Below are 13,346 nucleotides of genomic sequence, written 5' to 3'. Positions count from 1 at the left end.
GAAAATAATAAAAACAATAATCATTTAAATCAATGGCAACATTACAGAAAATCAGAGCTAAGGGGCCTTTGTTGGTCATCGTGATCGGCGTGGCTCTTTTTGCATTCATTGCCGAAGAAGCCATGCGCTCCATCCAGTCTGCTTCTAACGAAAGCAAGCAGCAAGTCGGCGAAATTTACGGAGAGCGGATTTCAGTACATGAATTCCAAAACTTAGTGGACGAATATGCGGAAGTTGTGAAGTTCACCAGTGGCAACAGTGCACTCAACGACCAACAGCTTACCCAATTGCGCGACCAAGTTTGGAACACATACGTCAACAACAAACTCATCGAGCACGAAGCTGAAGAGTTGGGACTGACCGTCACTGACGCAGAAATCCAATCCATCATTTCGGAAGGCAACAGCCCCATACTGATGCAAACACCTTTCCGCAACGAACAAACTGGCCGTTTCGATGCCAATGTCCTGAAGAAATTCCTGACCGATTATGAAGGCATGAAAACCAAAAGCGAACAGATGCCGGCCGAATACATGGACTACTATAACAGTCTCTACAAATTCTGGATGTTCATTGAAAAGACCCTCCGTCAGGAAAGTCTTGCGCAAAAATACCAAGTACTGTTGGGCAAAGCGATGTTAGGCAACAAAATCATAGACAAGGCCGCATTCGAGGCACGTGCCAATGAAAGCGACATTATCATGGCTGCCGTGCCCTACTCTACCATTAATGACAAAGATATCAAAGTGGAAGAAAGCGATTTAAAAGCCAAATACAATGAGTTGAAAGAAAGATTCAAGCAAACAGCCGAAAGCCGCGACATCAAATTCATTGATGTACAGGTCAAAGCCAGCGCAGCCGACAAGGCAGCCTTAGACAAAGACATGGCGGAGACTGCCACAGCGTTGGCTGCCGGAGGCGACATTGCTAAAATTGTCCGTGAGAGCGGCTCTACGATTAATTACAGTCCGCTTCCGGTCAGCAAGAACATATTCCCCAACGACATAGCTTCACAATTGGATTCCATGGCTGTAGGACAGATGAAAGCTCCCTATTATTATGCAGGAGACAACACGATGAACATCATCAAGGTAATCAACAAGATTTCCGCACCGGATTCCATTCAGCTCCGCCAAATACAAGTGGCAGGTGCCGATATGAATGCCATCCAAAAGACAGCCGACAGCATCATGACGGCATTGCACAACGGTGTGGCTTTCGATTCCATCGCCAAGAAATACAACCAGACCGGCGAAAAGACATGGATTACTTCACGTAATTATGAAGGTGCTCCTTTGGACGGCGACAACTTGAAGTTTATCAAGACCATCACCAACATGCCGGTGAATGCCACCGAAAAGATTGACTTTGCCCAAGGATGTATCATCGCACAAGTTACAGACCGCCGTGCCATGATCAATAAATATGATGTGGCCGTAATCAAATGCCCGATTGAGTTCAGCAAAGATACTTATGCAAAGGCTTATAACGACTTCAGCCACTTCATTGCTTCCAATCCTACCCAAAAGGATATCGAAGCCAAAGCACTGAAAAACGGCTATAACTTACAAGAGCGTAAAGACTTGTTCAGCAATGAACATTATGTAGGAGGAGTAAGCAACACGCGTGAGGCCATGCGATGGATATTCAATGAAGACACCGAAATAGGCAATGTATCTCCTCTTTACGAATGTGGTGAGAACGATCACATGCTTGTGGCCATCCTTACTGGTATACACAAGGACGGTTACCGCACGATGGAGGATATGAAAGAATATCTCACGCAAGAAGTCATCAAGGACAAAAAAGCCGAGATGCTGAAAGAGAAACTGGCCCAGACAAAAAGCATAGCAGACGCCATGAAAGTACAAGGTGCCGTAAGCGACACCATCAAGCACGTGACGTTCAGTGCCTCCGCTTTCGTAATGAAGACCGGCTCTAGCGAACCGATGTTGAGTGCCGTAGCCAGCAAAACAGCGGCCAATCAATTCGCAGGTCCGTTCAAGGGCAATGCCGGAGTTTACACGTTGCAGGTTATCAACAAGAACAAATCGGCCGAGAAGTTCGACGCTAAAAAAGAAGAGGCTCAACAAGAGTCCCTCAACATGCGCGCCATCAGCCGTTTTGCCAATGAACTGTATGAAAAGGCCGAAGTAAAAGACAATCGTTACCTCTTCTTCTAAAAAAGCGGAGACTTTACGATAAAAACAATAGAAACCTACAAGATTATACTATCTTGTAGGTTTTTTTCGTTATATTTGTAAAGTAGAGCTTTTTCTACCCATTAAAAAGAATATTATGGAAGATTTCAACTTACTGGCCCCCCTGCTGTTGGCCATTGTCGGCTTGTTAGTCGGTGCTATATTAAAGTCCATACTGAGACGAACGGGCTTTCCCTATACCGTAGGACTGTTTGTATTCGGTTTATTGATAGGACTCCTCAACCGTTTCCACTATTTCGACTTCATGCCACGCGTAGAAAACGCAGTGGCAACCGTAGCCGATACGAATCCGGATTTCATTCTATATGTTTTCCTCCCCATTTTGATATTCGACGCGGCATACGAAATGAACATGCACATCTTCAAAAAAACATTAGCCAATTCCACCCTACTGGCTGTCCCTGGATTAGTCGTCTGTATGCTGCTTACAGCCGCCCTCATGATTGGCATCAGCCTGTTTGTTCCGGAATACGCCTCATGGACATGGCCATTGGCTCTCATGTTCGGCGCCCTCATCAGCGCGACCGACCCGGTAGCCGTCGTCGCTTTATTGCACGAACTGGGTACCAGCAAACGGTTCTCCACTTTAGTAGACGGAGAGTCTTTGCTCAACGATGGAACCGGCATAGTATGTTTCATGCTGTTTTTCGGAGCCTATACGCTTAGTGGAGCAAGCATAGCTTCTCCCATAGTGCAATTTCTGGAAGTAGTTATTGGAGGAATACTTTTAGGCTTCTGCCTGGCTCGACTGACCATCTGGTTCATTACACGTATCAACTCGGAGGAGATGATACAAAACAGCGTCATTATCCTTTCTGCCTACGTCACGTTTATTCTATCCCAATACTATATGGGCATATCCGGTGTCATCGCTTTAGTGGCTTTCGGACTGACCATCTCTTATACCGGACGCCCCAGACTGAAACCGCAAGTAAACATATTCATGGAAAAGTTTTGGGGACTTCTTACCCACATAGCCAATACATTGGTTTTTATCATGGTCGGCGTGGTCATTGCAGAGAAAGTAGGCTTGAATTGGTCCGACCTCATCATTTTGTTGCTTGTCTACGTAGGACTAAACCTCATCCGTTTTGCCATGATCATGCTTTTCTACCCCGCTATGAAAAGATTGGGATACGGACTTTCCAAACGCGAGTCCGTCATCCTGACATGGGGCGGCCTTCGCGGAGCATTAGGCATGACATTGGCCCTGATGGTTTCTTACACACCGGGGATTCCGGAAGACATCAGGCGACAGGTCCTGTTTCTCACAGCCGGTATCGTCACGCTCACTCTTTCCATCAATGCCACCACCATGCGTTGGCTATTGAGACGATTGGGCTTAATACAAGTTTCCAACGCCAGAGTACTGATAGATTCCAAAATCCAAGGATACTTACACGACAGTGCAGAAAAATATATGGAAAAACTGTCTGCAAAGCCAACATTGCATGATGCTAACTGGAACAAAGTGAAAAAATACCTTCCACCGTCTCTGCCGTTGCCTTCGTCTGGAACTCTTCCCACAATGGAATTCCTTTCCGAAATACGTCTCCGTATATTGGACCGCGAAAAGGCTGTATGCCATAAACTTTATGATGAAGGTGTCGTTTCGAAAACCACATTCCTTCATTTGATGAACTCTCTCGACGAGATGTATGACCATGACGGACAGTATACGTTGGATTTCCGTCCTTCCATATTCGATTATTGCGACCGAACCTCCATCCTGACTCATATTCAAAAGAAACTTCACTTGGGGGACAGTGTCAGTTTCTACTTCCGCGAACGTATTGTAAACGTATATGACATGGCCAGAGGGTTCATCATTTTACAAAACGAGGACCTGAACCTGTTAAACGAACTCAACGCTTCCGAACTCCTCACGCCCGAACAGAAAAAACGATTGGACATTCTCCGTACGGAAATCAACCATAACATAGACCGAATGAATCACGTCACCTTGCAACTGGAACAAAATTACCCGAAGGCTTACCGCCACGCGCTCACCGTCAAGTCTATCCGTATGATGCTCACTTACGAGCGTCGCACCATCCGTAAACTCCAAGACGATGGCGTGATTTCCGAAAAAGACGCAGAACGCTTCATCGAAAAAGTAGACGAACGGACAGACCAAGGCAATTCTTTCCGCTATTCAGTACCGGGCACTCTATTACGGGGAATACTACACGCAATAGGCCCGAAGAAGAGATGACCCACAATGGGGGACGGAACGTCAGGTTCCGTCTCACTTTATTTCACCCATTCTTCCAATTTCTTTTTCAGCACTCCTGTCCCATAGCCACGCCAGACATGCATAATCCGCCCTTCAGGTGATACAATCACGTAATGAGGAATGCCTTTGATACCATAATGAGCGTATATTCCCACTGTCCCTTGCATATCATTCAGGTTGGTCCATGTAATACCCTTTCTTTCGGATGCTTCTTTCCAAACCTTTTCACTGTCAGAACTGATACTCACTACAACAAGCCTGTCTTTCCACATCTCTTGTACCTCACGCATCTCAGGAAAAGCCATCAGACAAGGACCACAGCCTGCACTCCAAAAGTCGAGCAACAAATACCGTCCTTCAAAATCCGACAGATGGCATACCTGCCCTTTCAAGTCATACAAGTCCGTGTCGTACACGCAATCGCCTACTGCTACGACTTTAGGAGGAAACAACTGTGCGGTTACCTTCTTTCCTGCTTCCGTCCCAAGCCAATCCTGAGGAATACGCTCATACAATCGTTTCAAATCTTCGGTATAAGGAAACGAATCCACCACACTCACAAATGCGCTCCGTGCATTCATTTGCTGCATCCACACCTTATTTACCGGCATCTGTTCCATGACGGCTATGTCATTCCTGATAATGAGCATTTCAAGCGAATCTACCATGGGATTCAAATTCTCTCTAATACTGTCTTGATAGGCTTTCAGCATCTCTTCTGACAAATCCGGATCGTCTACTCTATCCCACAGTTCTCTCGTCTTTACCATGACTTCCTGTTGTTCATCTATCAATGTCCTCGACGCATCAATAAAGCGGTTATACCACTGTTGTTCCGGAATCTTGCTTGCAACCGACCAAGTACGCAACAATTTATTGCAACCTTCTATCCTAACCGTATCTCCGGCAGCCGCATAAACATCAAGATAAGTACTCGGAAATCCCTCACTTAGCCCCATCAGTACAAAATTCTCCACTTGGCTATTCAAAGAATCAACTGTAAACGAGAACCTTCCGGTTTCCAATGTGTCCGTCTCCATCTGTCTCATCACTCTTCCATCCGTACTATACAGCCCTATACAAGCACCATCTTCCACATGGAACAAACGTCCGGTTATCACACACGGTTCTTGTGCCTCAGCCGTAAGGGATACAAAAGCACCCAAAAACAATATCAGCTTTTTCTTCATGGTGCTACTAAATATAAGACCCAAAGGTGTCAGATAAACCGACACCTTTGGGTCTTATTAAATTTTCAATTCATCAATTATTCTCCGGACGCAATTTACGCACCGTTTCTGCCGTACGCCACATTTCGCTGTCGTGCAAAGCCTTCAATTCAGCTTCCAACTTCACGCGGTAGTCAGGCTTCGAGTTGGAATCAATCGAGATTTGCGCCTCATTACCGGTCACTACGCTCTGGTACAACTTCTGCACCACCGGCTTGATGGCATCGTGGAACGGGCCCATCCAATCCAATGCGCCACGCTGCGCCGTCGTGGAACAGTTGGCATACATCCAGTCCATACCATTCTTGGCAAACAACGGCATCAAGGATTGGGTCAATTCTTCCACCGTTTCATTGAAAGCCTCGGAAGGAGTATGTCCGTTCTCGCGCAATACCTCATATTGTGCCAATAACAAGCCCTGGATAGCACCCATCAAAGAACCACGCTCACCGGTCAAATCGGATGTAGCCTCACGCTTAAATGTAGTCTCGAACAAATAACCAGAACCGATACCGATACCGAAAGCCAGTACTTTATCCAATGCCTTACCACTGGCATCCTGATAAATAGCGTATGAAGAGTTCAAGCCGCGGCCTTCGAGGAACATCGTGCGCAATGAAGTACCCGAACCCTTGGGAGCCACCATGATGACATCAATATCTTTAGGAGGTACCACACCCGTACGGTCACTCCAGTTAATCGCAAAACCATGAGAGAAATACAAGGTCTTGCCCGGAGTCAGATAAGGCTTGATGGTCGGCCACAACTGCATCTGAGCCGCATCGGAAAGCAACATACAAACTATCGTACCCTTTTCGGCAGCTTCTTCAAGAGAAAACAAAGTCTCCCCCGGCACCCAACCGTCAGCCACAGCCTTGTCGTATGTCTTGCCCTGACGTTGGCCTACAATTACATTAAAACCGTTATCACGCAAGTTACAAGCCTGACCAGGTCCTTGAACACCATACCCTAAAACTGCAATCGTCTCGTTCTTCAATATTTCACGAGCCTTTTCCAATGGAAATTCCTCACGGGTCATCACAGTCTCGATGACACCGCCAAAATTCAATTCTGCCATTTTCTATTTCTGTTTTGTGCGACAAACAGCCGCGTTCTTTATTAAAATCCTTTTTTGCACTAAACTCGACGACAAAGTTACAAAATTATTCTAATACACCTACAATAAATTGCTATTTGTTATCAAATTTAAGTTTACTTCGACACACGACTTCCCCCTCGGGATTCTCTCCTCCCACGTTTTTACGGACTTCAACATCGTAAGTCCCGTCTTCGTTTTCCTCGCGGAAGAAGCTGAGCGTGTCACCGGAATAGCTTTCAGCCACGTAGGCCATTTCAAAACGGCGTATCACATGCCCGGCATACCATTCCTTGGAAAACAAGTCCAACACATGTTCAATATATTTAATACTGTTCACATGCCCGTTGATGTCTATATCACTATAATACACATCAATAGAACGTACCGGCATACAACTGCTCACCTTGATACGGCCAGGCTTCTCTATCGGGCAAGCCTTTTCCGTCTCTATATAGTCTACGATATCACCGCCGTGCAGCGACAACAAATCTGCCGGTTTACGGGTATCCATATTGATCATGGCCCACACGGAACGCGCATAACCGTAAACCTTACCGTCCTCCCCGTAAATGGAAAAGTTACGGTCGGTAAACAAACGGTATACGTTCTCCACCCACGTATCGACAGAGAACTCCTCATATTGGGACGGCATGTCTTCCAATTCAATGGCCAAACGTGACAACACCCACGTGTAGTTGCTCTCATTCAGTTCTGCCATACCGAAACCGCGCTCCGTGGCATGGAATCCGGCACAGTTGAGCAAATGGTTGCCCAACACCCCCATGAAAAGCTTTCCCGTGAAATCCACGTGAAAAGGTTCGGCCACAAATGAATAAGTCCCGACTTTATTCTCTTTCATTCGAATCCCTACCTTATTTATTCTTTATTTTGAAGCTCCTCATACGCACGCCGCCTTTCTTCCAAAAACTCGTCCAGATATTCCGTACAACTCTTTGTAATGGCTATACGCCCCGAACGCACGTATTGCAATACGCACTTATACTCGTTCAAAGCGAAATAAAGCGACATGATGTCATCTGTCATTCCCTTTTTGCTGACCACGGTATAAGTCGGGTTCACCTCCACAATCTGCGCTCCGTGCTGACGTACGGCCTTTGAGATGTCCGGATTCTCCAACACCTTGGGAGTGGCCAGTTTATAAAGCGCCACTTCCTGGATGAAGATTTCGTCGTCCGTGAAATAATGAGCCTGAAGCACATCTATGCGTTTCTCTATCTGCTTGGTGATAATCTGCACCTGTTCCTCCGTGCTCCAACAAGTAATGGTATACTTATGTACCCCCTTGATACTGGAAGCCGACACATTCAGACTTTCGATATTCACCTGCCTGCGGGTAAAAACCGCAGTCACCTGATTCAAAAGCCCCGCAAAGTTCTCGGAGAAAACAATCAAGGTATAGAATTTCTTCTCTTGTTCCATCTAAAAATCCTCCCGTTAATAATCCAAAACCATGTCGTCCACGTCATTGCCCGGACAACACATCGGCAACACACGGCCTTCTTCAATCACGGCCACCTGCAACAAGTAAGGCCCTTCTGCCTCGACCATCTCCCGTATGGCCGCAGCCAAATCCTCACGCTCCACGACCGTACGGTTCGGTATGCCGTAAGCCGAAGCAATCATATTGTAGTCCGGATTCATCATCGGCGTGAAAGAATACCGTTTCCCGAAGAACATTTCCTGCCACTGGCGCACATTACCCAGGTAGTTGTTATTGAGCAATATGATTTTCACCGGACTACGTTGTTCCATAATCGTGCCCAACTCCTGAAGCGTCATCTGAATGCCTCCGTCGCCTAAAAAGAGACATACCATACGTCCCGGAGCGCCGAATGTGGCTCCGATGGCAGCCGGCAATCCGAATCCCATCGTTCCCATACCACCGGAGGTCACGATGCTGCGTTGTTCCGAGAATTTGAAATAACGGGCAGCCATCATCTGGTTTTGTCCCACGTCGGTCACCAAGACAGCCTTATTACCGGTCATCTCCGTTACCTTACGTACAACCTCCCCCATCTTTATCGGTCCGTCTGCCGGATGGATTTCAGGTTCTACCACTGCCTCCTTTTCTCTCTCGTGATGTTCCCCGAAACTGTCAATCCACTCCGTATGCCGGTTAGGCTTCACCAATTCGAGTACCTGGGCCAACGTCTGTTTGCAATTCCCCAACACGGCTACATCTACCGGTACATTCTTGTTGATTTCACTGGGGTCTATTTCAAAATGTATCTTTTTGGCCTGACGGGCGTATGTACTTAATTTGCCAGTTATACGGTCGTCAAAACGCATGCCCACGGCTATCAGCACGTCACACTCCTGTGTCTTTACGCTGTTGGCCAGACTTCCGTGCATACCCAACATCCCCATATTCAACGGATGGTCGGACGGCAAAGCAGACAAGCCCAACAAAGTGCAACCGGCAGGAATATCGGCCCGCTCAATCAACTGACGGACTTCTTCTTGCGCGCCGCCAAGCTCAACCCCTTGTCCGACAAGGATAAACGGACGTTTCGCGTTGTTTATCAATGCAGCCGCCTGACGTATCGCCCACGGATCGGTCTTGGGCACAGGCACATAACTGCGAATGAAATCCGTACCCTGCGGTTCGTAGTCCACCAAGCCGACCTGCGCATTCTTGGCAAAATCCAGCACGACCGGCCCCGGCCTGCCGCTCTTTGCAATATAAAAGGCACGGCTTACCGCCCAAGCCACATCTTCCGGACGGCGGATCTGATAGGCCCATTTGCTAATGGGTTGCGTCACGCCTACCAAATCGCATTCCTGAAAGGCATCGGAACCCAACAAAGAAGCACCGACCTGCCCGGCAATCACCACGATGGGCGTACTGTCCATCATGGCATCCGCAATGCCGGTAATGGTGTTCGTCGCCCCCGGTCCACTGGTCACCAATGCCACTCCGACCTTACCCGACACACGGGCATACCCTTGTGCCGCATGGGTAGCCCCTTGCTCATGCCGTACCAATACATGGTTCAACTTATCCTTATATCCGTACAAGGCGTCATATACCGGCATGATGGCACCTCCAGGATAGCCGAAGAGCGTCGTAACCCCTTCGTGCTCCAACGAACGCATCAAAGCCTCTGCGCCTGTTATCTTTTCTTTTGCCATATTGAAAACTGTTTTTAATCTACCATACGAACTCCACCCTTGTCGGCCGAACTCACCATTGAAGCGTATGCTTTCAGCGATTTGGGTACGACACGCTTACGCGTCATCGGACGTTGCGGACGGGCTGCCAATTCAGCTTCGCTCAACTTGACGTTGATGCTCCGGTTCGGGATGTCTATTTCGATAATGTCTCCGTCCACAATCTTACCGATATTCCCACCGGCTGCCGCTTCGGGCGAAATATGGCCGATACTTAAACCGGAAGTGCCCCCGGAAAAACGCCCGTCGGTAATCAGGGCACACTCTTTCCCCAAATGACGGCTTTTCAGATAGGATGTCGGATAAAGCATCTCCTGCATACCCGGTCCGCCCTTTGGTCCTTCGTGCGTGATGACCACCACGTCGCCACTCACCACACTTCCGTTCAGGATGCCTTCACAAGCGTCTTCCTGAGAATCGAAGACTTTAGCCGGCCCGCTGAAATGCCAGATGCTTTCGTCCACTCCGGCCGTCTTCACCACGCAACCGTCTTGGGCTATATTCCCGAACAGCACGGCCAAGCCGCCGTCCTTGCTATAAGCATGTTCCACATCGCGGATGCATCCCGTGGCACGGTCGGTGTCCAACGTATCGTACACCTTGCACTGCGAACCCATCTTGTTACTGAAGACCCCGCCCGGCGCACTGCTGTAAATGCGCCGCGCCTCATCGTCCACCTGTCCGGACGTAATACTATATTTCGCAATATCTTCGCCTAAAGTACGGCCGTTCACCCTGCGGCACGACGTATCCAACAAACTGGCCTTTGCCAATTCACCTAATATATTAAGGATGCCGCCCGCACGGTTACATTCCTGGATGGAATACTTCTGCGTGTTGGGCGCCAACTTGCACAGGCAAGGCACTTTACGGCTCAGCGCGTCGATGTCCGCCATCTTGAAGTCCACCCCGGCCTCGTTGGCCACGGCCAACAGATGCAGCACGGTATTGGACGACCCGCCCATGGCAATGTCCAACGTCATGGCGTTCAGGAAAGCCTGACGCGTGGCGATACTCTTCGGCAATACGCCCTCATCTCCTTCCTCATAATATTTGAACGCATTCTCTACCACTAATCTGGCCGCATCCTGAAACAAACGGATACGGTTGGCATGCGTCGCCAAAATAGTCCCGTTCCCCGGGAGGGAAAGGCCGATAGCCTCCGTCAGACTGTTCATGGAGTTGGCTGTAAACATCCCCGAGCAACTACCGCAACCCGGACAAGCACATGCCTCAATCTTCGCCATCTCCTCATCGCTCACCGACGTGTCCGCCCCTTTGATCATGGCCGTAATCAAGTCGGCGTTCTCCCCGTTGATTTTGTGTGCCTCCATCGGTCCTCCGGAAACAAACACCGTAGGGATATTCAGGCGCATGCTAGCCATCAGCATGCCCGGCGTGATCTTGTCGCAATTCGAAATGCAAATCATGGCATCCGCCTTATGCGCGTTGACCATATACTCCACGCTGTCGGCGATGATATCGCGCGAAGGCAGAGAATACAGCATCCCGTCGTGCCCCATAGCGATACCGTCGTCGATGGCTATCGTATTGAATTCCGCAGCATAGCATCCCATCTTTTCGATTTCAGCCTTCACCATCTGCCCGATTTCATGCAAATGGGTATGCCCCGGCACGAACTGGGTGAAAGAATTGACGATAGCCACGATCGGCTTCCCGAACTGTTCACGTTTCATCCCATTGGCCACCCACAATGCACGGGCTCCCGCCATACGGCGTCCTTCTGTGCTCTGCGCACTGCGCAACTTATGTTTCATCTTTATAGCGTTTTTATACTTTTTCTTTATAGCTGCAAATTTAGTCCCTTTTTTCCTATTAGACAAAAGTTTGGGGTATAAAAGTGAGATATTCATAAACAACAGTTACCAAATCAGGTCACACCAAAGAAAATCGATACAAATATACGTTGTTTTATTTTAAACTGTCATCCTACTATCGAAACGATATTTGTAGTCAAAAAATGGATGGAAATATGTCACGTTGCAGTCTCATATACGCACACCTCTTCACTAACGCCTCATACAACACAAATTAAAAGCAAAACCGATTAATGCGCGACTTGACACGTTACAATGCCAAATATCCTGCACACCTGATGTCGAAAGACAAAAAAAAGAGAATTCGACAATCCCCCCGATGGTATAAGTATGGAAGCCACCATCCAAGGAAGGCATGGACGCTTTATTTGGGCCGTGAAACCTGTCGAATTGCCCCATTATTACCGTCCGGACGAAATCACCCCGGAGATGTACAACCGACGGATACGCATTATCGGTGGACAACTTAATGATTGTGAAGATGGACTGATAACCACAAGAGGTTCAAAGACCAAGAGGTCGTTGGTTAAACGACCAACCTTGTTGGCTTCTTCTGTGGAAGTAGAACCGGAATACTTCCAACTCCTCTGAAAGATTTATGCTATTTTCCACAAGAAACGGAAATGGCATATAAACTTTTTCGCTATCTTTGTAAATATATAAATTAAGGTGGAGGAACAAATCATGCAACAGGCCGGAAGACTTTACCCCATAGGAATACAAACGTTCGAGAAAATAAGGAACGGCAACTATTTGTATATAGACAAGACCCAATATGTCTATCAGATGGCGCACTCATCTTCGAATTACATGTTCCTGAGCCGTCCGCGCCGTTTCGGTAAGTCTTTGCTGACCAGCACCTTGGAAGCCTATTTCGAAGGCCGGAAGGAGCAGTTCAAGGAATTGGCCGTGGAAAAGTTGGAAACGGAATGGACGAAATACCCCGTCCTGCATTTCGACATGAGCACGGCCAAGCATGTGGACAAGGAGCGCTTGGAAAGCGAACTGAACCTGAAACTGATTGAATACGAAAACGTATATGGCCGTGGCGAAGGTGAGGAAAATGTGAACCAACGCCTACAAGGTGTTATCCGCCGTGCCTACGAACAGACGGGCCGCCAAGTGGTGGTGCTCATCGACGAATACGACGCGCCCCTGCTCGACGTGGTGCATGAAGAAAAAGACCTGCCCGTCCTCCGCAACATCATGCGCAACTTCTACAGTCCGCTCAAAGCCTGCGACCCTTACCTGCGTTTCGTCTTCCTGACGGGCATCACCAAGTTCTCGCAACTGAGCATCTTCAGTGAACTGAACAATATTAAAAATATCAGCATGCTGCCGGAATACGCCGCCATCTGCGGCATTACGGAGGAGGAGATGGCTACCCAGATGGATGAAGATTTGGACATTTTGGCCGGACGTTTGGGTGTGAGCCGTGAAGAGGCTGTACAGAAACTCAAGTACAATTACGACGGCTACCATTTCGCGTGGCCCTCGCCTGACATCTACAACCCTTTCAGCCTGTTGAAC

10 protein-coding genes are annotated in these 13,346 nt (G+C 48.1%); 4 read left to right on the top strand and 6 right to left on the bottom strand.

What is annotated here, in order from left to right:
* Window positions 1-32 precede the first annotated feature (32 nt).
* The gene (locus tag HMPREF9442_RS07420; protein WP_008626993.1) at window positions 33-2,183 is read left to right on the top strand and encodes a peptidylprolyl isomerase; all 2,151 of its coding nucleotides are present in this window, start codon (window positions 33-35) and stop codon (window positions 2,181-2,183) included.
* 115 nt (window positions 2,184-2,298) lie between these two features.
* The gene (locus HMPREF9442_RS07415) at window positions 2,299-4,437 is read left to right on the top strand and encodes a cation:proton antiporter (RefSeq protein ID WP_008626992.1); all 2,139 of its coding nucleotides are present in this window, start codon (window positions 2,299-2,301) and stop codon (window positions 4,435-4,437) included.
* A 38-nt stretch (window positions 4,438-4,475) separates the two neighbouring features.
* On the opposite strand, the gene HMPREF9442_RS07410 is transcribed toward HMPREF9442_RS07415, so the two are convergent.
* The 6 genes from HMPREF9442_RS07410 to ilvD form a co-directional block, all read right to left on the bottom strand.
* Window positions 4,476-5,648 carry a TlpA family protein disulfide reductase gene (locus tag HMPREF9442_RS07410; protein WP_008626990.1) on the bottom strand — a complete coding sequence of 391 codons (1,173 nt, stop codon included), beginning with the start codon at window positions 5,646-5,648 and terminating at the stop codon, window positions 4,476-4,478.
* A gap of 73 nt (window positions 5,649-5,721) precedes the next feature.
* Window positions 5,722-6,765 carry a ketol-acid reductoisomerase gene (gene ilvC, locus HMPREF9442_RS07405; protein WP_008619856.1) on the bottom strand — a complete coding sequence of 348 codons (1,044 nt, stop codon included), beginning with the start codon at window positions 6,763-6,765 and terminating at the stop codon, window positions 5,722-5,724.
* A gap of 112 nt (window positions 6,766-6,877) precedes the next feature.
* A complete protein-coding gene (locus HMPREF9442_RS07400) occupies window positions 6,878-7,645 on the bottom strand; it encodes an acyl-[acyl-carrier-protein] thioesterase (protein ID WP_008626988.1) in 768 nt (255 codons plus the stop codon).
* A 17-nt stretch (window positions 7,646-7,662) separates the two neighbouring features.
* A complete protein-coding gene (gene ilvN, locus HMPREF9442_RS07395) occupies window positions 7,663-8,226 on the bottom strand; it encodes an acetolactate synthase small subunit (RefSeq protein ID WP_008626986.1) in 564 nt (187 codons plus the stop codon).
* A 15-nt stretch (window positions 8,227-8,241) separates the two neighbouring features.
* Window positions 8,242-9,939 (bottom strand): biosynthetic-type acetolactate synthase large subunit, encoded by a 1,698-nt coding sequence (gene ilvB / locus HMPREF9442_RS07390; protein ID WP_008626983.1) that lies wholly within the window; start codon window positions 9,937-9,939, stop codon window positions 8,242-8,244.
* 14 nt (window positions 9,940-9,953) lie between these two features.
* Window positions 9,954-11,756, bottom strand: coding sequence for a dihydroxy-acid dehydratase (gene ilvD, locus HMPREF9442_RS07385; protein WP_040602802.1), 1,803 nt, complete (start codon window positions 11,754-11,756; stop codon window positions 9,954-9,956).
* A gap of 390 nt (window positions 11,757-12,146) precedes the next feature.
* On the opposite strand from ilvD, the gene HMPREF9442_RS07380 reads away from it, so the two are divergent.
* Together HMPREF9442_RS07380 and HMPREF9442_RS07375 are read left to right on the top strand one after the other, a co-directional pair.
* Window positions 12,147-12,407, top strand: coding sequence for a hypothetical protein (locus HMPREF9442_RS07380; RefSeq protein WP_008626977.1), 261 nt, complete (start codon window positions 12,147-12,149; stop codon window positions 12,405-12,407).
* A gap of 93 nt (window positions 12,408-12,500) precedes the next feature.
* On the top strand, window positions 12,501-13,346 hold an 846-nt coding region (locus HMPREF9442_RS07375), incomplete at its 3' end, for an ATP-binding protein (RefSeq protein ID WP_040602801.1).

Source organism: Paraprevotella xylaniphila YIT 11841 (genome assembly GCF_000205165.1).
Lineage (GTDB): Bacteria > Bacteroidota > Bacteroidia > Bacteroidales > Bacteroidaceae > Paraprevotella > Paraprevotella xylaniphila.
Note: the sequence above shows the minus strand (reverse complement) of the source record. Positions and strands in the feature narration are given on the sequence as shown.

Excerpts from the sequence above, each read along its gene's own strand:
- HMPREF9442_RS07410 (WP_008626990.1), bottom strand. The coding sequence starts at position 5,648 with ATGAAGAAAAAGCTGATATTGTTTTTGGGTGCTTTTGTATCCCTTACG.
- HMPREF9442_RS07420 (WP_008626993.1), top strand. The coding sequence starts at position 33 with ATGGCAACATTACAGAAAATCAGAGCTAAGGGGCCTTTGTTGGTCATC.
- HMPREF9442_RS07415 (WP_008626992.1), top strand. The coding sequence starts at position 2,299 with ATGGAAGATTTCAACTTACTGGCCCCCCTGCTGTTGGCCATTGTCGGC.
- ilvN (WP_008626986.1), bottom strand. The coding sequence starts at position 8,226 with ATGGAACAAGAGAAGAAATTCTATACCTTGATTGTTTTCTCCGAGAAC.
- ilvD (WP_040602802.1), bottom strand. The coding sequence starts at position 11,756 with ATGAAACATAAGTTGCGCAGTGCGCAGAGCACAGAAGGACGCCGTATG.
- ilvB (WP_008626983.1), bottom strand. The coding sequence starts at position 9,939 with ATGGCAAAAGAAAAGATAACAGGCGCAGAGGCTTTGATGCGTTCGTTG.
- ilvC (WP_008619856.1), bottom strand. The coding sequence starts at position 6,765 with ATGGCAGAATTGAATTTTGGCGGTGTCATCGAGACTGTGATGACCCGT.
- HMPREF9442_RS07380 (WP_008626977.1), top strand. The coding sequence starts at position 12,147 with ATGGAAGCCACCATCCAAGGAAGGCATGGACGCTTTATTTGGGCCGTG.
- HMPREF9442_RS07400 (WP_008626988.1), bottom strand. The coding sequence starts at position 7,645 with ATGAAAGAGAATAAAGTCGGGACTTATTCATTTGTGGCCGAACCTTTT.